The organism is Pararhodobacter sp., assembly GCF_034676545.1.
Taxonomy (GTDB): Bacteria; Pseudomonadota; Alphaproteobacteria; order Rhodobacterales; family Rhodobacteraceae; genus Pararhodobacter.
Genome location: NZ_JAUCBZ010000015.1, coordinates 954,215 through 974,849 on the forward strand (window position 1 = coordinate 954,215; position 20,635 = coordinate 974,849).

Annotated in this window: 20 protein-coding genes; 10 read left to right on the forward strand and 10 right to left on the reverse strand. The window is 66.9% G+C overall.

The window, feature by feature from the left end; genetic code table 11:
• Positions 1 to 41: 41 nt before the first annotated feature.
• The 6 genes from carB to VDQ28_RS08140 form a co-directional block, all read right to left on the reverse strand.
• Complete coding sequence (gene carB, locus VDQ28_RS08115) at positions 42 to 3,371, reverse strand: carbamoyl-phosphate synthase large subunit (protein WP_323035460.1); 3,330 nt, start codon at positions 3,369 to 3,371, stop codon at positions 42 to 44.
• Between the two features lie 202 nt (positions 3,372 to 3,573).
• Entirely contained in the window at positions 3,574 to 4,806 is a 1,233-nt protein-coding gene (locus VDQ28_RS08120) for a glycosyltransferase family 87 protein (RefSeq protein WP_323035461.1), read from the reverse strand.
• A 153-nt stretch (positions 4,807 to 4,959) separates the two neighbouring features.
• A complete protein-coding gene (locus VDQ28_RS08125) occupies positions 4,960 to 6,114 on the reverse strand; it encodes an iron-containing alcohol dehydrogenase (protein ID WP_323035462.1) in 1,155 nt (384 codons plus the stop codon).
• 47 nt (positions 6,115 to 6,161) lie between these two features.
• Positions 6,162 to 7,514 (reverse strand): glutamine synthetase family protein, encoded by a 1,353-nt coding sequence (locus VDQ28_RS08130; protein ID WP_323035463.1) that lies wholly within the window; start codon positions 7,512 to 7,514, stop codon positions 6,162 to 6,164.
• A 12-nt stretch (positions 7,515 to 7,526) separates the two neighbouring features.
• Complete coding sequence (locus VDQ28_RS08135; protein ID WP_323035464.1) at positions 7,527 to 8,363, reverse strand: N-formylglutamate amidohydrolase; 837 nt, start codon at positions 8,361 to 8,363, stop codon at positions 7,527 to 7,529.
• A 98-nt stretch (positions 8,364 to 8,461) separates the two neighbouring features.
• Positions 8,462 to 9,217, reverse strand: a complete 756-nt coding sequence (locus VDQ28_RS08140; RefSeq protein ID WP_323035465.1) for a prepilin peptidase — start codon at positions 9,215 to 9,217, stop codon at positions 8,462 to 8,464.
• A gap of 81 nt (positions 9,218 to 9,298) precedes the next feature.
• On the opposite strand from VDQ28_RS08140, the gene gspG reads away from it, so the two are divergent.
• The 8 genes from gspG to VDQ28_RS08180 are packed head-to-tail and all read left to right on the forward strand — an operon-like array spanning position 9,299 to position 14,270.
• Entirely contained in the window at positions 9,299 to 9,766 is a 468-nt protein-coding gene (gene gspG / locus VDQ28_RS08145) for a type II secretion system major pseudopilin GspG (protein ID WP_416349358.1), read from the forward strand.
• Positions 9,735 to 10,247 (forward strand): GspH/FimT family pseudopilin, encoded by a 513-nt coding sequence (locus tag VDQ28_RS08150; protein ID WP_323035466.1) that lies wholly within the window; start codon positions 9,735 to 9,737, stop codon positions 10,245 to 10,247. Before gspG ends, VDQ28_RS08150 begins: the two co-directional genes overlap by 32 nt.
• The gene (locus VDQ28_RS08155) at positions 10,238 to 10,600 is read left to right on the forward strand and encodes a prepilin-type N-terminal cleavage/methylation domain-containing protein (protein WP_323035467.1); all 363 of its coding nucleotides are present in this window, start codon (positions 10,238 to 10,240) and stop codon (positions 10,598 to 10,600) included. Before VDQ28_RS08150 ends, VDQ28_RS08155 begins: the two co-directional genes overlap by 10 nt.
• Positions 10,597 to 11,151, forward strand: coding sequence for a PulJ/GspJ family protein (locus VDQ28_RS08160; RefSeq protein ID WP_323035468.1), 555 nt, complete (start codon positions 10,597 to 10,599; stop codon positions 11,149 to 11,151). Before VDQ28_RS08155 ends, VDQ28_RS08160 begins: the two co-directional genes overlap by 4 nt.
• Complete coding sequence (locus VDQ28_RS08165) at positions 11,148 to 12,065, forward strand: hypothetical protein (RefSeq protein WP_323035469.1); 918 nt, start codon at positions 11,148 to 11,150, stop codon at positions 12,063 to 12,065. Before VDQ28_RS08160 ends, VDQ28_RS08165 begins: the two co-directional genes overlap by 4 nt.
• On the forward strand, positions 12,065 to 13,258 hold the full coding sequence (locus VDQ28_RS08170; protein ID WP_323035470.1) for a hypothetical protein: 1,194 nt from the start codon (positions 12,065 to 12,067) through the stop codon (positions 13,256 to 13,258). Before VDQ28_RS08165 ends, VDQ28_RS08170 begins: the two co-directional genes overlap by 1 nt.
• Positions 13,255 to 13,755 (forward strand): type II secretion system protein GspM, encoded by a 501-nt coding sequence (gene gspM / locus VDQ28_RS08175; protein ID WP_323035471.1) that lies wholly within the window; start codon positions 13,255 to 13,257, stop codon positions 13,753 to 13,755. The genes VDQ28_RS08170 and gspM overlap by 4 nt, the downstream gene beginning before the upstream one ends.
• A complete protein-coding gene (locus VDQ28_RS08180) occupies positions 13,752 to 14,270 on the forward strand; it encodes a hypothetical protein (RefSeq protein WP_323035472.1) in 519 nt (172 codons plus the stop codon). The genes gspM and VDQ28_RS08180 overlap by 4 nt, the downstream gene beginning before the upstream one ends.
• Here the strand turns inward: VDQ28_RS08180 and VDQ28_RS08185 are convergent.
• The 4 genes from VDQ28_RS08185 to VDQ28_RS08200 all read right to left on the reverse strand — a co-directional run bounded on the left by VDQ28_RS08185 (position 14,260) and on the right by VDQ28_RS08200 (position 19,584).
• On the reverse strand, positions 14,260 to 15,471 hold the full coding sequence (locus tag VDQ28_RS08185; RefSeq protein ID WP_323035473.1) for a type II secretion system F family protein: 1,212 nt from the start codon (positions 15,469 to 15,471) through the stop codon (positions 14,260 to 14,262). The genes VDQ28_RS08180 and VDQ28_RS08185 overlap by 11 nt on opposite strands.
• Positions 15,468 to 16,916 carry a GspE/PulE family protein gene (locus VDQ28_RS08190; protein ID WP_323035474.1) on the reverse strand — a complete coding sequence of 483 codons (1,449 nt, stop codon included), beginning with the start codon at positions 16,914 to 16,916 and terminating at the stop codon, positions 15,468 to 15,470. The genes VDQ28_RS08185 and VDQ28_RS08190 overlap by 4 nt, the downstream gene beginning before the upstream one ends.
• A gap of 3 nt (positions 16,917 to 16,919) precedes the next feature.
• Positions 16,920 to 18,842 (reverse strand): secretin N-terminal domain-containing protein, encoded by a 1,923-nt coding sequence (locus VDQ28_RS08195; RefSeq protein WP_323035475.1) that lies wholly within the window; start codon positions 18,840 to 18,842, stop codon positions 16,920 to 16,922.
• Between the two features lie 67 nt (positions 18,843 to 18,909).
• Positions 18,910 to 19,584: a hypothetical protein gene (locus VDQ28_RS08200; protein ID WP_323035476.1), complete on the reverse strand. Its 675-nt coding sequence runs from the start codon at positions 19,582 to 19,584 to the stop codon at positions 18,910 to 18,912.
• A 77-nt stretch (positions 19,585 to 19,661) separates the two neighbouring features.
• Here VDQ28_RS08200 and VDQ28_RS08205 point away from each other — a divergent pair, with 77 nt between their 5' ends.
• Positions 19,662 to 20,189, forward strand: a complete 528-nt coding sequence (locus tag VDQ28_RS08205; RefSeq protein WP_323035477.1) for a hypothetical protein — start codon at positions 19,662 to 19,664, stop codon at positions 20,187 to 20,189.
• Positions 20,190 to 20,192: 3 nt separating this feature from the next.
• Positions 20,193 to 20,573, forward strand: coding sequence for a winged helix-turn-helix domain-containing protein (locus VDQ28_RS08210; protein ID WP_323035478.1), 381 nt, complete (start codon positions 20,193 to 20,195; stop codon positions 20,571 to 20,573).
• Positions 20,574 to 20,635: the final 62 nt, after the last annotated feature.

The window sequence follows — 20,635 nt, forward strand, 5'->3', positions numbered from 1 at the left end:
CGCGCCCGTGCCGGACGCGGGCCGGTGATGTCCGGGAGAGATCAGCCCTGCAGCGTGCGCACGCCATACCCCTCACGCCGCGCCTTCATCGCTGCGGTCGCCGCAATAGACCCGGCGGCCGTGGTGAAATAGGGGATCTTGTCCATCAGCGCGACGCGGCGGATATCGCGGCTGTCGTTGACCGCCTGCGTGCCCTGCGTGGTGTTGAACACCAGTGCAATATCGCCGTTCTTCAACCGGTCCACGATGTTCGGACGCCCCTCATAGACCTTGGAGACCAGGGTCGAAGCGATGCCGTCCGACTTGAGCCAGGTGGCGGTGCCGGAGGTTGCGACAATCTCGAACCCAAGCGCCACGAGATCGCGCACCGCCTCGGCCAGCGCGGCGGTCTTGTCATCGTCGCGCACCGAGACGAACACCCGACCCTCCAACGGCAGATCCACGCCCGCGCCCATCTGCGCCTTGAGGAAGGCCAGCGGGAACGAGCGGTCCCAGCCCATGACCTCGCCGGTCGAGCGCATTTCCGGCCCCAACAACGTATCGACGCCGGGGAAGCGGGCGAAGGGCAGCACGGCTTCCTTGACCGAGAACCACGGCGTGATCGGGTCGGCCAACGTCAGCGGATCGGCCAGCGGCAGGTCGGTATCGGGGCCGACGCCCTCGGGGTAGGCGGCGCGCATCGGGAAGTTCGACAGCGGCTCACCGGCCATCAGACGCGAGGCAATCGAGGCAATCGCCGAGTCGGTGGCCTTGGCGACGAAGGGCACGGTGCGGCTGGCGCGCGGGTTGACCTCGAGGACGTAAATATCGTCGCCCTTGATCGCGAATTGCACGTTCATCAGGCCGACAACCTTGAGCGCCAGGGCCATTTGCACGGTCTGACGCTTTAGCTCTGCGATGGTTTCCACCGACAGCGAATGCGGCGGCAGGCAGCACGCCGAGTCGCCCGAGTGCACCCCGGCCTCCTCGATATGCTCCATGATTCCTGCGACATGCACCTCTTTGCCGTCGGACAACGCATCGACATCAACCTCGATCGCGCCGGACAGATAGCTGTCCAGCAGCACCGGGGTCTTGCCCGAAACATCCACGGCGGTGGTGATGTAGCGGCGCAACTGGTCCATGTCGCGCACGATTTCCATGGCGCGGCCGCCCAGCACATAGGACGGGCGGATCACCAGCGGGAAACCCACGCGCTCGGCGATCAAGACCGCCTGTTCATCCGAGGTGGCGATGCCGTTGACCGGCTGTTTCAGCCCCAGATCATGGAGCAATTTCTGGAACCGCTCGCGGTCTTCGGCCAGGTCAATCGCGTCGGGCGAGGTGCCTAGAATCGGGATGCCCTCGTCTTGCAGCGCATTCGCCAGCTTCAGCGGCGTCTGCCCGCCAAACTGCACGATCACCCCGTGCAGCGTGCCGTTCGACTGCTCCACGCGCAGGATTTCCAGCACATGTTCCAGCGTCAGCGGCTCGAAATACAGCCGGTCCGAGGTGTCGTAATCCGTTGAAACCGTTTCCGGGTTGCAGTTGATCATGATCGTCTCATAGCCCGCATCGGTCAGCGCATAGCAGGCGTGAACGCAGCAATAATCGAACTCGATCCCCTGGCCGATCCGGTTTGGCCCGCCACCCAGAACGACCACTTTCTTGCGCTCCGAGGGGCGCGCCTCGCATTCGACATCGCCCATCGCCGGGGCCTCATAGGTCGAATACATATAGGGCGTTTGCGCCTCGAATTCGGCGGCGCAGGTGTCGATGCGTTTGAAGCTGGCGGTGACACCTACGGCGTGGCGCGTGCGGCGCACCTCGGTTTCGGTCTGACCGGTCAACATCGCCAGACGCGCGTCGGTGAACCCCATCATCTTGAGCTTGCGCAGGCCCTCGGCATCGCCGGGCAGACCGTCGGTGCGGATCTGGTCTTCGGTGTCGACGATCTCGCGAATGCGGGCCAGAAACCACGGATCATAGGCGGTGGCGTGGTTGATCTCGTCATCGCTCAACCCGTGGCGCATGGCTTGGGCAATGGTGCGCATCCGGTCGGGGGTCTGTTCGGTGAGCGCCTTGATCACGGCGCTTTTCTCGGGCGCGCCGGGGATCGCGACCTCGTCAAAGCCGCTCAGGCCGGTTTCCATCGAGGCCAGCGCCTTTTGCAGCGATTCATGGATCGTGCGGCCGATCGCCATCGCCTCGCCGACTGATTTCATCGCGGTGGTCAGGTGCGGTTTTGAGCCGGGGAATTTCTCGAACGCAAAGCGCGGGATCTTGGTGACGACATAGTCGATGGTCGGCTCGAAGCTGGCGGGCGTGACCTTGGTGATGTCGTTGTCCAACTCATCCAACGTATATCCAACGGCCAGTTTCGCGGCGATCTTGGCAATCGGAAAGCCGGTCGCCTTGGAGGCCAGCGCCGAGGAGCGCGACACGCGCGGGTTCATCTCGATCACCACCATGCGGCCATCGACGGGGTTCACCGCCCATTGCACGTTCGAGCCGCCGGTTTCGACGCCGATCTCGCGCAGCACGGCAATCGAGGCCGAGCGCATCATCTGATATTCCTTGTCGGTCAGGGTCAGCGCCGGGGCCACGGTGATGGAGTCACCAGTGTGCACGCCCATCGGGTCGATGTTTTCAATCGCGCAGACGATGATCGCGTTATCCGCCTTGTCGCGGACCACCTCCATCTCGAATTCTTTCCAACCGAGCAGCAATTCGTCGATCAACACCTGCGCCATCGGCGAGGCCTCGAGCCCCGAGCGCACGATGGCCTCATAGTCATCGCGGTTATAGGCCACGCCGCCACCGGTCCCGCCCAGGGTAAAGGCCGGGCGGATGATGGCGGGCAGGCCGACGTGTTCCAGGTCGCTCAGCGCCTGCTGCACGCCGGCGTTGATGTCATATTTGCCGTTGGCTTTCTTGGGCGCGGCAACGATGGTCGCCTTGGGGTTTTCCAGCCCGATACGGTCCATCGCCTCGCGGAACAACTTGCGGTCCTCGGCCATCTCGATGGCTTGACGGTTCGCGCCGATCAGCTCCACGTTGAACTTGTCGAGCACCCCCATATCGGCCAGCGCCAGCGCGGTGTTCAGGCCGGTCTGCCCGCCCATCGTCGGCAACAAGGCGTCGGGGCGCTCGCGTTCGATGATCTTGGCGACGACTTCGGGGGTGATGGGTTCGATATAAGTGGCATCGGCAAGGCCCGGATCGGTCATGATCGTCGCCGGGTTCGAGTTGACCAGGATCACCCGGTAGCCCTCTTCACGCAGCGCCTTGCAGGCCTGCGCCCCCGAGTAGTCGAATTCACACGCTTGACCGATGACAATAGGCCCGGCGCCGATGATCATGATGGATGAAATATCGGTTCTTTTTGGCATGTTCGGACCCCGTGCAAGCATGACCGCACCAACCCCGGAAGGTAGTGCGCAAATTGAGCCGGGTTATAGCCGCGCCAAAGGTCGGCGCAAGCCCCGATTGGCCGTTTGTCGCAACCGACCCCTCCCGCCAGCCGCCGTGCATTTCATCTTGCCAAAAATACTCAAACCCGGCGCGCCGCGTTTGATCAATCAGCGCCTCGCGTCACGGGGTGGCACGGTTTGGGCCGTTTGGGGCCACAAGATCGCAAGAAGCACCGCCAGCCAGGCGCCGCTTGCCAGGGCCGGATAAAGCGTATGGAACAGCGCCGTCGACGCAAGGCCCAGATAGAGCGGCATCGACATGAGGATCACGGTCACAGCGCCCAGCGGTATCGCGGCGCGGCGTGGCATCAACCGCGCCAGCCCGGGCAGGATCAGCAACGGCATGACATAATAGTGCAGCCAGCCCAAGGGCCCCAGCAGCCCGATGACCAGCGACAGACCCAGCAGCGCGGCCAGGGGGCGCTGGGCTGGCGGGCGGGTGGACACGCGCCACACCAGGAGCGCCGCCGCCCCTGCGGCGCTGCCGGTGCCCAGCAGGCTCAGCGCCGCAGGGGTCGGTGCGGAGGCGGGCAGGAGATCGGGGGTCAGCCACATCTGCCCCACCACCGAGTTCGAGGGAAATGTTCAGCGCGATCATCAGCGTCTGGCTGGAGACGGCACGAAGGCTGGCCAACATCGCGCCATGCGCCGGCCATCCTGTCAGCCAGATCGAGACCATCGCCAGCCCCGCCCCGACGACCCCGAAGGCGACGACCGCGCGCCCGCGGCGCAGCATGAGCGCGGCCAGGATGAACACCGCCGGGCTGAGCTTGATGGCGGCCGCGACGGCGATCAGCGCGCCGAAGGCCGCCGGACGCCCGGCTGCCAGTCGCTCGAAGGCCCAGAGGATCACGAAGCCCACAAATATGGAGGGCTGGTTGTGCATCAGCGCCAGAAAGGCCGGGGCGGACAATGACAGCACGGCAACGCCCCAGAGCGCCCAGAGCGTCCAGCTTGTTTGTGCAGGTTTGGCCAGCCGCCCGGCCAGCAGCACCGATACCGCCAGGAGCGGGACTTGCAGCACCAGCGCGGCATTCATCAAACTCTGGATCGAGGCGAACTGCGTCACGGGCGCGAGGAGCGCCGCCCAGAGCGGCGGATAGAGGTAGGGATAGCTCTGTTCGCCCGCAATCCCGAGGGTGTCCAGCGCGGGTGACCAGGCCGCAGGTGCGCCGCCAAAGAAACCGGGCGGCATGGCATAGATCAGATCGCGAGATCCGTGCTCCCAGAGCCAACTGGCGATCAGCAGCGCCGAGAGGTCGGGCATCCAGGCATTCCAGCGCAGCGCAATGGCCGCAACGCACCAGACCGTCAGCAGCAGCGCCGCCCGAATGTGATCCGGTTCAGGCCGCATGGGATAAGGCCCCATTTGGGGCCGGTCTGCGCGGGTGGGTGATGCAGCCTGTAGGGTGCGTGCTTGCACGCACCGTCCCTCGGGTCAACACTGGGCGCCGGTGCGTGCAAGCACGCACCCTACGGGCGGCCGCGCCGGTGTCCGAGGGTTCGACTACAGGCACGCGCTGATCAACTCCTGCAGGGTGTCCCGCGTCAAGGGCACCGGGTTTCCGCCGCAACTCGGGTCTGCAAGCGCCATCTCGGCCAGCTCGCCGAGCCGGCTCGGCTCGACCCCCATCTCGGACAGGGATGCGGGGATGTCGAAGGCCTCGCGCAGCTCCATCACCACATCGCGGAACCCGTCGAACCCGCCCGCGATGCCAAGATAATCTGCGGCGCGGTCCATCTTTTCCTCGATTGCGGCGCGGTTGAAATCCAGCACCATCGGCATCACCACCGCATTGGTCGTCCCGTGATGCGTGTTGTACACCGCGCCGACCGGGTGGCTGATGGCGTGAATGGCCCCCAGCCCTTTCTGGAACGCCACCGCCCCCATCGCGGCGGCGGCCATCATCTGCCCGCGTGCCGCCAGATTGCCGGGGTCGGCATAGGCCGTCGGCAAGTTGTCCAGCACCAGCCGCATTCCTTCCAGCGCGATGCCTTGCGACATCGGGTGAAACTGCGGCGCGCAATAGGCCTCGAGGCAATGTGCCAGCGCGTCCATGCCGGTTCCGGCGGTGATGAAGCGCGGCATGCCCACGGTCAGCGCCGGGTCGCAGATCGTCACGCCGGGCATCAGGCGCGGGTGAAAGATGATCGTCTTGCGGTGCGTCGCGGCCTTGGTCAACACCCCGGCGCGGCCCACCTCCGACCCGGTGCCCGCCGTTGTCGGCACCGCGATCACCGGGGCAATCGCGCGCGCATCGGCGCGGGTCCACCAGTCGTCGATATCCTCCAGGTCCCAGACCGACAGGTCGGCGCGCTGCCCGGCCATCAGCGCGATCAACTTGCCCAGATCGAGCGCCGAGCCGCCGCCAAAGGCCACCACGCCGTCATGCCCCCCGGCGCGATAGGCGGCGATGCCCTCGGTCAGGTTGGCGTCGGTCGGGTTGCTGTCAACACCCGCGAAAACCGCGCGGCCCAGCCCGCCCGCCTCAAGCACATCGAGCGCCTGCGCGGTGATCGGCAGACGGGCAAGCGCGCGGTCGGTGACCAGCAAAGGCCGGGTGATTCCGGTGGCTTTGCAGTGGTCGGCCAATTCCGCCAGCCGTCCGACGCCGAATTTGATGGCGGTGGGGTAGGACCAATTCGCAAAGGGAGTGTTCATGGCGGGGCTTTCTGGCTGAGGAATTGACGGGCCGCAGGTTGCAAGTCTCAGGCGCGTTCCAACCCGCGCCGGCGGTCCCAATCGGTGACCACACGGTCGGTTTCGGCGATTTCCCATTCGGCGGCGTGGACGTAATGTTCGACAACCTCGTCCCCAAGGGCGGCGCGCAACCACTCCGACCCGGCGGCGGCCTGCGCCGCGTCGCGCAGGGTCAGCGGGATCTCGCGGGCGTTTCGGGCCTGATAGACATCGCCCGTCGTCATCGGCTCCAGGGTCATCTGCTGTTCGATGCCGTCCAGCCCCGCCGCCAGCAGCGCCGCGCAGGCCAGATAGGGGTTCAGGTCAGCCCCGCCGATCCGGCATTCCACGCGCACGCCGCCCGAGTTCTCGCCGCACACGCGGAACCCGGCGGTGCGGTTGTCCGGCGACCAGACGGCCTTGGTCGGCGCGAACAAACCCACGCAGAACCGTTTGTAGCTGTTCACATAGGGGGCGAGAAACAGCGTGATCTCGCGTGCATGGGCCAGTTGTCCGGCGAGGTAGTGTTTCATCACCGCGGACATGCCCAGGGCGTCGGCGGGGTCGTGAAACACGGGCTTGCCGTCGGTCCACAAGGATTGATGCACATGGCTCGACGAGCCCGCCTTGTCGGTGTCGTATTTCGCCATGAAGGTCACCGATTGCCCAAGGCCGTGGGCGATTTCCTTGGTGGCGGTCTTGATGATCGCGTGATTGTCGGCGGTGGTCAGCGCGTCGGCGTAGCGCACGTTGACCTCGGCTTGCGCGGCATCGGCCTCGCCCTTGGTGCATTCCACCGGGATCCCGGCGCCATACAACCCGTTGCGCAGGGCGCGCATCAGGGGTTCCTCGCGGGCGGTCTGGAAAATCGCGTAATCCTCGTTGTTGGTGGAGACGGGGATCAGATCGCGGTGCAGCTCGCTGTAGGCGTTGGCGAAAACGTAAAACTCCAACTCGGTCGCCAGCATCGGCTCAAAGCCCATATCACGGGCGCGGGCGATCTGCCGTTTCAGGATCGCGCGGGGCGATTGCGGAACCTCTTGCTGGGTGTGCGGGTCCAGCAGGTCGCACAGCACCAGCGCCGCGCCCTCGGCCCAGGGAATCCGGCGCAGCGTGTTCAGATCGGGGCGCATGATATAATCGCCATAGCCCTTTTCCCAACTGGCCGAGGCATAGCCGGGAACCGTGTTCATCTCCATGTCGGTGGTCAACAGGTAGTTGCAGCAATGCGTCTCGCGCCAGCCGTGTTCGATAAAATTCGCCGCGTGAAAGCGTTTGCCCATCAAGCGGCCCTGCATGTCGATGGCCGCCACGATCACGGTGTCGATCTCGCCCGCGGTGGTGGCCTTGGTCAGGGCCTCAAGGGTCATGTATCCGGGCATTTCAGCCTCCAGTCAGGGGTGCAGCAACCCCGCACGATGCAGGGCCTCGGCGAGGATCGGGGCGAGGCGGGCGGCCATCGCGTCTTGCGCCGGGGCGTCGGCGATCAGGTCGTTGCGGATTTCCAGCATGGAGTGACGCAGCCGCAGGGGTCCGGCCTGCACGCGCGTCGTATGCGCCACGTCGCTTTGCGCGGAATAGGGTTCATTGAGGCGCGTCACCAGCCCGCAGCCCTCGGCCGCGCGCAGGATTTCAAGCGCGATGTCGTCATCGTCATCAAACAGGATGCCGAATTCCACGTCGCGTTTCTGGTCGAAATAGGTGGGCGTGAAGGAATGAATGGCGATCACCACCGGGCGGCGGCCACGGGTGACAAGTTTGCTGATTTCCGCCGTCGCCGTGGCGTGAAACGGCAGGTAGATCGCGTCGAGACGGGCCAGGCGGTCGGCGGTGCCCAGCGCATGATTGCCGGGCACATCGTAGAATTCCGAGGTTTTCGGCATGGCGTTCGGGTGGTCCGCCGGGCGGTTGAGGTCATAGACCAGCCGCGACAGCGGCGCATGGACCAGTACCGCACCGCCACATGCCGGGGCCAACCGCGCCGCCAGACCGCGCGACAGGCCCAGTGCGCCGATGTCATAGGCGGCGTGAGAGGCGCGGGTTTTCGCGTCCAGCCCCAGATCGCCGCCCAACTCGGGCCAATCCTCGGGCAGGGCGTTCGAGGCATGTTCGCAGATCAGCACAAGGCCGGGGATTTGCGCGTCATGGCCGGGCTGGCCATCGCTGCGCCATGTTTCGACATGGCCCGGAAACCGGGGCAAGGGGCGCGAGTTGGGGGGCGTGTCGGTCATGGGTGGCCTGTGGTTGTGCTTGTCTTGCAGGGTGTTGCATCGGGGCTTGGGGCGTCAAGGGCTTTCGGTCGGCGGCGGGCAAGGCGCGGCGCTCTGTCTCAGAGCACGGAAACCAGCGCTGCCGACATCGCCAGCGCCGCGCCAAAGGGCACGCGGCCCAGCCGGTTCAGCGGCCGACCCTTGCGCCATGCGCGCAGCGCCGACAGCGCCAGCGCGGTGAGCGCGGCGAGCAGCACCATGATCGGCAGGTGCTCCACCCCCAGCGCCAGACCCAGCGCGGCCATCAGCTTGACGTCGCCCAAGCCCATCCCGTCGCGCCCGCTGCGCCAGCGATAGGCCGCGCGCAGCAGCCAGAAACTGCCGCCCCCCGCCAGCGCGCCGATGGCGGCCTGCAATGCGCGGTCACTCAGCGGCGGCCAGCCGGTGCCGTCGCCTGCAAGGGTCAGCGCCAGCCCCAGCAGGGCGGCGGTCAGGGTCAGCGCGTCGGGCAAGCGAAACGACCGCAGGTCGGCAAGCGCCAGCCCCAGCAAGGCCCACATCCACGCCGCCAGCAGCAACGCGCGCGCGGGGTCGGGGGCGCTGAGGGCGGCGGCGAGGCCGAACAGCGCGCCGATCGCCTCGGCCTGAAACAGCAAGGGCGGGATGCGCGCCTGACAGGTCGCACAGCGCCCGCGCAACACAAGATACGAAGCCACGGGGACAAGGTGCCGCGCCCGCAGGGGGGTGCCACAGGTCCGACAGGCCGAGCGCGACAGGGCAATCGCCTCGCCGCGCACCAGCCGCTCGGCGACCAGCGCCACAAAAGACCCCATCGCCGCCCCCAGAAGGGCCATCAGCGCGGCAAAGGCGAGCATGTTTTCCCCCCGACGCATGGTTGTGCGGCGCGCGGCAGCGGGCTAGTCTGCGGATCGGTAAAGAGTGGGCAGGAGACGCACATGATCGAGAGTGCTAGCAGAGCATCGCGGCGCATGAAAGGCGCAGGGTTGCGCATGGACGCGGGCCTGACGCTGATCGAGCTGATGGTCGTCGTGGTGATCCTGGCGCTGCTGGCCGTGGTCATCGTGCCGCGCGTCATCGACCGCCCGGATCAGGCGCGGGCGGCGCGGGCACAGGCCGATATCGCGGCGCTGAGTTCGGCGGTGAATCTCTATCGTCTGGACACCGGCGGCTTCCCGACCACCGAACAGGGTCTGCGCGCTTTGGTCGAACGTCCGACACCCGCGCCTGCGAATTGGGCGACCGGCGGCTATCTGGATCGTGTGCCCGAAGACCCCTGGGGGCGGCCCTATCTGTATCTTTCGCCCGGTGTGCATGGCCCGTTCGATATCGTCAGCCAAGGGGCCGATGGCCGCCCCGGAGGGACCGGAACGGATGCCGATATCACCTCGTGGCAGGGCGAATAAGCGGCCCGGCGCGGCCGGGTTCACCCTGATCGAACTGCTGGTTGTCGTGACCCTCATCGCGATCCTGTCGGTGGGTGTCGGGCTGGGGACGGGGGGCGTTTTCTCGCGCGCGTCGGACAGCCCGAGCGCGGTTGCACAGCGTTTCTCGGATGCCATGACGCAGGCCCGCGATGCGGCGATCCTGGGCCGCGCGCCTGTCGGCCTGCGCGTGCAGCAGAACGGTTGGGTGCAGGAACGCCGCAGTGCCGAGGGCGAATGGCACGCCTCTGAGCCGCCGGTTTCGAGTGCCCGCGCCGACCTGTCCTGGGTGATCGACGGGCGCAGCTACAGGCCGCCGATCGGCGCGCCCTCGCCGGGGCAAGCGCCGCCGGTGGTGTTCCTGCCGGACGGGCGCAACAGCGTGGTGTCGCTGGAGATCACCAGCCGGAATGACCGGGTGCACTGCGAGGCCGATGGTTGGGGGGCGGTGGCATGTCGCTGAAATCCGGCCGCGGCTTTACCCTGATCGAGTTGGTGATCGCGGTGGCGATCCTGTCGATCGGCACGATTGCCGCCTATCGCAGTTTCGACGCGGCGCAACGCGGGATCGGCGGTCAGATTCCCCGGTTGCTGGCGTCCGAAGTCGCGCTGAACCGCGCCGCAGAGTTGAACCTGGCGGGGATGGCGGCGGGGCGGGGCCTGGCCTCGCAGGTGGACATGGGGCGCACGCGCTGGGCGGTCTCGGTCATCGAGACCGCAACCGCTGGCGGGCTGATCGAGGCGGAGATCCTGGTCAGCGCCGCCGACAGTCCGGGCGCGCGCCTCGTGGTGTATGTGCCGGTGGATGCACCATGACCCGGCGCAATCGCGGCTTTACCCTGATCGAACTGCTGGTGGCGATGGCGATCCTGGCCGTGGTCTCGCTGATGGCCGTGCAATCGCTGAGCGGCGCGCTGTTTCAGCGCGAGGTGATGACCCGCGTCGATCAAACGGCGGCGGATCTGGCGCGGGTTCTGGCGCTGCTCCGGCACGATCTGGAGGCCGCAGCCCCCTTGGCGCAACGCGATGCCGCCGGGCTGGCGTTGCCGGCGATCACCGTGCAGCGCAACGGATTTTCCCTGATGCGCTCAGGGGTTGCGCCCATGCCGGGTGGCGAGGGCGGCGGGTTTGGCCGGGTTGACTGGGCGCTGGCGGCGGATGGCACCCTGTCACGCCGCCTCACGCCGGATACGGCGCGCGACGAGGCCCCGCGGGTGGCGTTGCTGACGCAGGTGTCGAACCTGTCGCTGGAGGCCTTGGGCGGCGCGATGCCCACTGCCGACGACCCCACGCTGCTGCCACGGGGGTTTGCGGTGACCGTCACCCACGCGCAGCACGGCGCGCTGCGGCTGGTGGTGGCGAGATGAGGCGCGCAAGACATCCGTCGCGCGGCGTGGCCTTGATCCAGGCGCTGGTCATCGTGGCGGCAATTGCGGCGGTGGCGGCGGCACTGATGCTGCGCGCCGAGTCCGCGCGTCAACGCCTGTCAACGCGCCTCGAGGCCGATCAGGTGGCGCTGTATCTTGAGAGCGCGGTGGCCATCGTCGGCGCGCAACTTCAGGCCATTCCGCCCGACAGCGCCCTGCATCGCGGGCAGGATTGGGCGCGACCCCGGTCGGGGATCTTGATTGATCGCGGGGTAATGGCGTGGCAGGTCGATGATCTGCAAGCGCGGTTCAACGTCAACACGCTGAACGGGACGGATCCGCCGCATGACAGTGCGCGCGAGGCCTTCCTCCGGCTGGCCATTGATCACGGCATTCGGCGTGACACGGCGCGTCGTCTGGCCGATGCGCTGGGCGCGGAGCCCGACGCGCGCGCGGCTGCGCTGGGCGATCTGGTGTTGCCGCTGCCGCTGGTCGATCCGCGCCAATTGACGCCGCTTGCGCCCGATGAAGGCGAGGACTGGTTGGCGTTCGTGCAGGTTCTCTCGGCGCTGCCCGCCGCGACGCCGATGACCATCAACACGCTGGAGCCAACGGTGCTGCGAGCGCTGATGCCGGATGTGCCCTCGGCGATGCTCAGCGCGCTGGAGCGGCATCTGCGGCGCGACCCGCCGGGCTCGCTGGACGCATTGTATGACTGGTCCACGACCACGTTATCGCCCGAGGTCTCGGCAGCGTTGCAGTCGCTGGTGCTGGCGACCACCTCGGATTGGTTCATCGCCACCTTCGAGGCACGCCTTGACACGCTGCGCCTGCGAAGGTCAGTTGTGCTGAACCGTGATGGCGCGCAGGGGCGTAGCTCTGTGTATCTGTCCATCCCCGAGTCCGAGTTCTGATGTCGAAATCGCGATCAACCCGAACAACGCCCAACCGCCGCGTGGCTTTGCCATTGTGGCGGCTTGGCGATGGGCAACCGCCCGCCGGGCCGTTCATCGCGCTGGTGCCGGGGGCCGAGGCGCCGTTGATCACGCTTGCCTTGCCCGCCTCGCTCAAGGGCGTCGCGCGCGAGGATGTCGCACGGCGTCAGGCGCAAGACCGGCTGGGCGGCAAGGGGAGCGCGCTGGATATCCGCCCGGCGCGGCTGGCGGCTGGCGATGGCTGGACCCGCGTGGTCGTGGCGGATCGCGCGCAGGTGGCGCGCTGGCGGACGTCTCTGGGCGCGGCCAGCAGCCGGTGTCGTGGTCTGGTGCCGGATTACATGGCGCTGCCCAGTGCGCCCGGTCTGTGGAGCTTTGACCAGTCCGGCGACCGGATCTGCGCGCGGCTTGGCCCTGAGGATGGCTTCACCGCCGAACCCGCGCTGGCCGCGCCGTTGATCCGTCAGGCGCTGCATCAAGCCCGCGCCGCCAACACGCTGCCCCGCGCGATCTTGTGGACCGGCGCGCGCAACCCGACGCTTGAGGCGCTGTTCGAGGGGCTGTCCGTGGTGCCGCGTGCCGAGGATTTGCCCGATATGCTGCGCCCGAAAGCCATGGCGCATGGCGAATTGGCGCTGGATTTTGCCCGTGACCCACGCGCCGACGCCGAGGCCATCGAGACAAGCATCCGGCGTCTGGTCTGGCCTGCGATCTTGCTGCTGATGGCGGCAATCGGCTGGGCCGGAGCGACGATGATCTCCATTCGCAACGATCTCGCCACTGCTCGGGCCGTCGAGGCGCAGACCGTTGCCGCCGCACGGCGCGATCTTTTGGGCGCGGGGCCGATCCTTGATTTACGCGTGCAAGTGGCGCGCGCGCTGGAGGCACGGCGCGGCGGCGCGGCGGCCGATGCGGCGCCCCTGGCCGGGCTGGATTTGCTGCGCGCGGTGGCCGAGGTCATGACCCGGACCGACGCGCGCGTTCTGGGTGTGGCGATGGGCCGCACGGTTGAAGGCGTCGTGCTGGACACCGTGGTCGATGATTTCCGCGCGCTGGACGGCGTCATTGCAACGCTGGAACAGGCCGGATTGATCGCCAGCCTCACCCGATCCGGGATCAACCCCGAGGGCGGGGTCGCCGCGACCCTGTCGGTACAGGGAGGTGCGTCATGATCGCCAATCTCTCCGCCCTCCTTGCGCAACGATCCAGCCGGGAACAGCTGATGCTGGCGCTGTTGCTGTGGCTTGTGGTGCCGGTGGCCTTTGTCGGGCTGGTGCTGTTGCCGCTATCGGAGCAGCGCCGCACTGCCCGCGCCGCCCTGGCCGAGGCGACGGCGACGCAAACATGGTATCTGGCGCGGCAGGCGGATATCGCGGCGCTGCCGGTTGCCGATGCGCAGGTGCCCGACCCAAAGATCGAGGCGGTTGGCCTGGGCGGTATCGAGGCACGCCTGATCGACGCCGGGCTGCGCGGCGCGGTCACCTTGCTGGCAAACACCCAAGGCGACAACGTCTCGCTGACCCTGGCGAATGTGCCGTTCGAGGGCCTGATGCAATGGATCGAACTGCTGGAGGCCGACGCCGGTTATACGCTTGCGGCCCTGCAAATCGAGCGTGGCGAAGATGGTGGCCTGGTGTCGGCGGTGCTTCGGTTGGAGCCGCAGGCATGATCCGGGGCGTGGTGATCCTTTTGGCGCTGGTCATCGGCTTGGCAACGGCGTTTGTCATTGGCGGGCGCGTGGCGCATCTGCGGATGGTCTTTGGCACGGCGCTGCCCGCGTGGAGCACACAGTTGGAGGCCGACGCCGGGGTGCTCTCGGGTCAGGGCACGGTGAACGGTGCTTTGCTGCGCTGGCGCATGACCGGCGTTGATCTGGCCGGGCCGCGCTGGCAGGTGGCGCTGTCCGGGGCGGAGTGGCAGGTCAGCGGCGTGGCGCATTGGCAGGGCACACGGCTGCGGGTGGAGGATCTGGCGGGGCTGATCCCGGCGTCGCAACTGAGCGCCATGGCGCGCGGGATGCTGGCGATCAGCGCGGGGTCGGTGGCGCTGGCGATGCCGCAAGGGGCGCTGACCGACGGACAGCTTGCGGCGCGCGGGCGCGATCTGGTGCTGGGCGATCCGCTGCCGGATGGCGAGATCGTGGTGACCTGGACCGAAGGCGCGTGGATCGCGGTCAGCCCGTAACCAGCGCCTGCATGTCGAAAATCGGCAGCAGGATCGCCAGAACGATTGTCAGCACCATCGCGCCGACCACCATCATCGAGGCGGGCTCGATGATCACCGACAGGCGCTTGCGCTCGGTGCGCAGCCAGGTTTCCGCCAGCACCGCCGCGCGCTCGGTCATCGGACCAAGCCGGGCCGAGGCCTCGCCGGCTTCGACCAGTTGCCGTGCGACCGGGTGCAAAAATGGCAATCTTTGCAACGCGGTAGACAGGCTTTCGCCACGCCGCAGCGCCTCGCCGGCCTCCTCGGCGTCGTTGCGAAACCGGGTGATATCCACGACCCCGGCGGCAAACCGCAAGGCTTCGGTCAGCGGCAGACGGCTGTTGATCACCACGGCCAACGTGCGCAGATATTGCGCGGCGGTGGCCATGCGCATGAACCGACCGATCAGGGGCAGTCTGAGCAACATCCCATCGCGCCGGTCGCGCAATTTTGGGGTGCGGTTGATACCCATGATCAGCGCCACCAGCGCCAGAACCGCGATCAGCAAGGCCAGCCAATGATCGCGGATGAAATCGACGATGGCCATGACGCTCAGGGTCAGGGGCGGCAAGGGGCGGCCGGTGGATTCAAACATGCCGATGATTTCGGGGGCGACCGTGGTCATCAGGATCGCGCAGACAACAATGGCGACCACCGTGACAAAGGCCGGATAGACCAGCGCCGAGGTGATTGCCGCGCGGTCGCCTGCGCTGGTTTCAAGATGTTCGGCGAGGGTCTCGAACACGGCGTCCAGATCGCCCGATTGCTCGCCCGCGCGCACGGCCGCCGAATACCACGCGGGCAAGGCCCCCCCGGCGCGGCCCAGGGCGTCGGCCATCGCCTCGCCTTGCAGCAAGCCCGCGCGGGCCTCGGCGGCGAGGCGTTCGATGCGCGCCGACCCGGCGGCCCCCTGCACGGCCTCCAGCGCGGTTTCCGCCGTCAGACCCGCACTGAGCAACACCGCCATTTGTCGGGTGAACACCGACAGCAAATCGCGGTTGATGGCGCGTTCGCGGCGTTTCGTTTGCCGGGCTTGCGTGGTGGCCTTGGCCTCGATGGTGCTGGGCATCAGGCCCAGAGCGGTGATGCGGTCCGAGGCGTCGGTCTCATCCTCGGCCACCACCACACCGCGCTTGCGCTTTCCGGCGCTGGAATAGGCGGTGTAGGCATAGGTTTTCATGTGCCGGTCTCACCCAGAACCCGGCGGATTTCGGCCAGCGACGTCTCACCCAAGGCGGCGCGCGACAGGGCCGAGGCCATCAAGGACGGGCGCTCACCCGCGGCGCGGCGCAATTCGACCTCGGAGGCGTCGGTGTCGATGGCGTGCTTGAGCGCCTCGTCGATTTCCAGAATGTCGAACACCCCGATCCGGCCCGCAAAACCGGTGCTGTCGCAAGCCTCGCAGCCGTGGGCGGTGGCGATCTGCGCGGGGACCGGTAGCGCCTGGGCGGTGAATTGCGCGGCTTCTTGCGGTGATGGGGCCGCGAATTTGGCGCAACTGGTGCAAAGCCGCCGGACCAGCCGCTGCGCCACGACGCCGCGCAGGGTGGCGGCGATCAGATACCCTTCGACCCCCAATTCGCGCAGCCGGACAATCGCCCCCAGCGCGGTGTTGGCGTGCAGCGACGAGAACACCAGATGCCCGGTCAGCGCCGCCTCGGACGCCACCTGCGCGGTTTCGCCATCGCGGATTTCGCCGACCAGGATGACGTCCGGGTCCTGGCGCAGGATCGAGCGCAGCCCGCGCGCGAAACTCAGGCCGATCTCGGGGTTCACCTGGGTTTGCGAGATGCCGGCGAGGTCGTATTCCACCGGGTCCTCGACGGTCAGGATGGTGCGCTCATGGCGATCCGCCAACCTGAGCAGCGAATAGAGCGTCGTGGTCTTGCCCGACCCGGTCGGCCCGGTGGACAGGATGATCCCGTTGGGCAGGCCCGCCAGCCGGTTCAGGCGTTCGGCGTCGGCTTCCGACAGGCCCAGCCGATCCAGCGCCATCAACCCGGCCGAGCGATCCAGGAGACGCATCACCACCCGTTCGCCGTGGTGGCCGGGCAGGGTGGACAGGCGCACGTCAATCGCGCGCCCCCCCAGCCGCAGCGCAATGCGCCCGTCCTGCGGCAGCCGGGTTTCGGCAATATCGAGGCCGCTCATCACCTTGAGGCGCGACACCACGCGGCGGGCGGGCACGTCGCGGCGGTCGAACACCGATTGCATGGTGCCATCCACGCGCATCCGGGCGCGCAGCCCGTCTTCGTGCGGCTCCAGATGCAGGTCCGAGGCCTGGGCGCGCACCGCCTGGCGCAGAAGCTGGTTTACCAGCTTGATCACCGGCGCATCCTCTGGATCATCCAGGAGATCGCGTGTGGACCCCACACGCGCTGTCTCCTCCAGATCAAAGGCGACCTCGGGGCTGGAATCGCGCTCGCCCGCGGCATCGTAAAGCCGCGCCAGCGCCGCCTGAAATGCGTCGGCGTTCAGGGTTTCGGGGGTCAGCGGCATCCCCGCCGCGCGGCGCGCTTCGCGCAGGCCGTTCATCGTGGCGTCCGGGCCGATCAGCACCACCGCGCCGTCCAGCGCAACCTGATTGTCGCGCGCAAAGGCAAAAGGCAGGCGGGGCGCGCTCATGGCCTACTGGCCCACATCGACCATCAGCCGCGGCGGCAGCGCCGGAAACAGCCGTTCGCGCACGGCTTGATCCACATAGGTCTCGTCAAACGGTTGGTTCAGGTCGACGCCATCGAATGGCAATCCGGTGCGGCGGACTTGCGGGAACAGCGCATCGTTGCGCGGCGCGATCTGGCGGCTCAGCGACTGGGCCTCACGCGCGATTTCACGGCTCAGACGCGTTGCGTCACGGTCCGAACGCACCACCCGGGGCCGCAGCATGATGAGCAGCACGCGCTGGCCCTCCTGCACGCTGCGTCCGCGGAACAGGGCACCCAGAACGGGCAGGTTCGACAGGCCGGGCACGCGCTGGTTTTGCGCGGTCGAGGTGTCTTCGATCAGGCCGCCAAGAATGATCACTTCGCTGTCGCCAACCAAGGCGCTGGTCGACAGCCGCCGTCGCGCGGTGACCTCGCCACCTGCCGCCGAGGTCGTGCCGGTCAGGTTCGACACCTCCTGGGTGATCTGCATCCGCACGGTGCCGTCATCGGTGATCTGCGGGCGCACCTTCAGCGTCAGGCCGACGTCCTGGCGTTCGATGGTCTGGAACGGCTGGGTCGGCACCGCGCTGTCGCCGACGGTCGAGTATTGGCCGGTCACAAACGGCACGTTCTGCGCGACGACGATTTCGGCCTCCTGGTTGTTCAGCGTCAGCACCGCGGGCGTCGACAGCAGCCGTGTGGTGCGTTCGCGCGCGATGGCCGCGACCAGCGCCGAAAAATTGTCGTCGTGATACCCGACCAGGCCACCGTTGCCCGGAGCGGGTGTGGTCCCGGCCATTGCCGAGCTGATCAGGGTGATCAGCGAGGCGCGGCCATCCAGGGCAAACGAGGTGCCGCCGCCAATGGCTTCGTTGAGCATGCCGCCGAATTGCACCGACAGGTCGCTGAAGTTCTCGGCGGAGATTTCAAAGATGACGGCTTCGATCAGCACCTGAGAGGGGCGGATATCCAGCGCCCGGATGGCGCCCAGGATGATGTCCATGCGGTCTTCCGGGGCGGTGACCAGAATGGAGTTCGACTGCGGTTCGGCGACGATGGTGATGGCGGCTTCACCCTCGCCGCCGGTTGAGGTCATGGATTGGCGCACGACCTCGGCAAGCTCTGGGGCCTGAGCGAAATTCAGCCGCACCACGCGCGACGAGGGGCGCATTTGCTGGGTGTCAAGCTGCTGGATGATCGAGCGCACGCGGTTGCGGTATTCGGTGGGACCGGAAACGACGATGGAGTTGGCACCCGCATCCGCCGCGAGGCTGCCGCCGGTCGGGGCGGGGGCTGCCGAGACCAGCACCGCCAGCAAATCGGTGGCGCGCGCGTGATTGAGGCGCACCGCTTCGACCGAGCGATCCGAGGCTTGCTCCAGCCGGGCCATCAGTGATTCGATCCGGGCGATATTTTCGCGCCGATCCGACAAGACGATCAAGCCGGACGACGGGATCGGCGTCAGGATCGCCTCGGGCGCGATCAGCGATTCAATCACGTCCAGCGTTTCGTCCAGATTGCCCGCCGGAACCGGGATGACCCGCGTTTCGAACGCGCCGCCAGCGCGCGGCGTGCTCACGCCCGAAGCCAGCCCCATTGCCGTGTTCATCGGCACGATCCGGTCAATGCCCTCGCCTTCAACGATGGTCAGGCCGTTCAACTCCAGCACGTTGAGGAAAATCTCGTAACTGGCGGCGGGGCTGACCGGCATCGGCGCAAACACCGAGACTTCGCCCTCGACCGTGGGGTCCAGCAGGAAATTGCGCTGGGTTTGTTCAGAGACCAGTTGCACATAGCTGCGCAGGTCAACGTTGCGCAAATCCAGCCGGATCTGTGCCGTGGCAGACCGGTCGGCCCCCAAAACAAGGGCCATCAGGCAAAAGACAAAAACGCAGGCTTTGATCATGCGGGGGATTGTTCTCTTTTGCAGGGCAAGGTCAACAGGGAACACAGCGTTGTTTCCGGTTTGGTGCTTATCTGCCGACGTCACCAATGCCAAACAGAGTCGAAGGAGACGGCTCGCTGCGACCCACAAAGGGGTCATTAAAGCGAATGGCGCCGCGGTTTGTGGGGGGTGACGCCTCAAAGCGTTCCGGGTTTTCGACGACAAAGTCCAGCAGACCACCCGCAGGGCCGTCCATGTCTTCATCAAAGCTGATGAAATAGATCTCGCCGTCGACCTCAATTTCCACGCCTTCTTCATCAATGAAAGCAACCACTTCGCCACCGGGCAAGATGTCGCCGCGTCGGATCACCATGGAGCCGTCATCGGTTTCCAGAAGCGCCCAGCCGCCAGATTCCTGATACACCAATCCGCGCAGGACATAGATATCCGGGTCATATTCGATGACGTCGGGCGCTGCCGGTTCGGGTTCTGGCGTGGGCTCCGGGGGGGCGATCACCGGTTCTGGCGTCGGCGTGCCAAAAAGCGCCGCCCATTGCGTCGCGACCTCGGGCGCAGGGTCCGACGTGGCGGTTTGATCCGGCACCTGTGCGGCGCGGCTGCCGGGCAGCGGCAGGTCGGTCAGGTCGGGTGCGGGCGTCGTGGCCGCAAGCGCCAGCAGCCCCAGACCAAACGCCGCAAGGGCGGTTGCCGGAAACAACAACACCAACGAGGCGCGATGAGAGGGATGCGAATGACTGGACATAAGACCTTGCAGAGTGCTCTGACTGGACAATAGCGCCCGTCGGGCCTAGGATTCAACGAACAAAAAGGAGACTGCGCGTGAACATTCTGCGAGGACGTTCGGCTACGGGTTTGGCGCTGTCTGTTGTGATGGGCCTTGCCGCCTGTGAGGCCGCGGGCACATTGGCCGGAGGTGGGACGCAATCTGACTATCTCGTGGCGCGACAGGCTTTGGAAACCGGCAATTACGATCTGGCAATTCGGCGCTATTCCAGCCTGATGGACGGGATGGGACCGCAAAGCGCGGCCCGCCTGCAACTGGAATACGCCCACGCCCTGCTGCGCGGCGACCGGTATCAAGAGGCCTCGAATGCCGCCGATGGCCTGATCGCGTCGCATGAAGGGTCAATCCGTGCCTCGGCTTTGGCGGTGCGTGGCACGGCGCGGCATGAAGCCGCCCGCAGCCGCATGGCCGAGGGGCAGACCGACGCCACCACGCGGGGATTGTTGCAGGGCGCGCGTGATGATCTGGCGGCGTTTCTGGCGCAGCATTCCGCGTTGGACAGCTCCGGCAGTATGCGGGCGCGCGCGCAATTGATTGCGGCTGACCTGCAATCGCTGGGCTGAATGATGCCCGAAACGGGCCCGCAAAACCCGTCCTTGCTACGCCTGCGTCTTGTGCTGGGCGATCGCGTCTTGATGGGGCCGGGCAAGGCGCAATTGCTTGACCTCATCCGGGAGACAGGGTCGATTTCAGCCGCCGGGCGCGCCATGTCCATGAGCTACAAGCGCGCGTGGTCGCTGGTGGATGAGATGAACGCGGGGTTCTCCGAGCCCTTGGTGGAGAGCACGCGCGGCGGTCCGGGCGGGGGCGGCGCGCGCATAACCGAAGCCGGTGAGGCGGTTCTGCACCATTATCGCGGGCTGATTGAGGCGGCGCAATCCGGCGGTGCCGCAGATTTGGCGGCGATCGAGGGGAGACTTGCAAGGGTTGTGTCCGACGAGAAATAACGCTTGCGGGTTCGGGGCGCGATAGTGTTATATCCGTTCGAACATAACCAACCGGGTAGCCC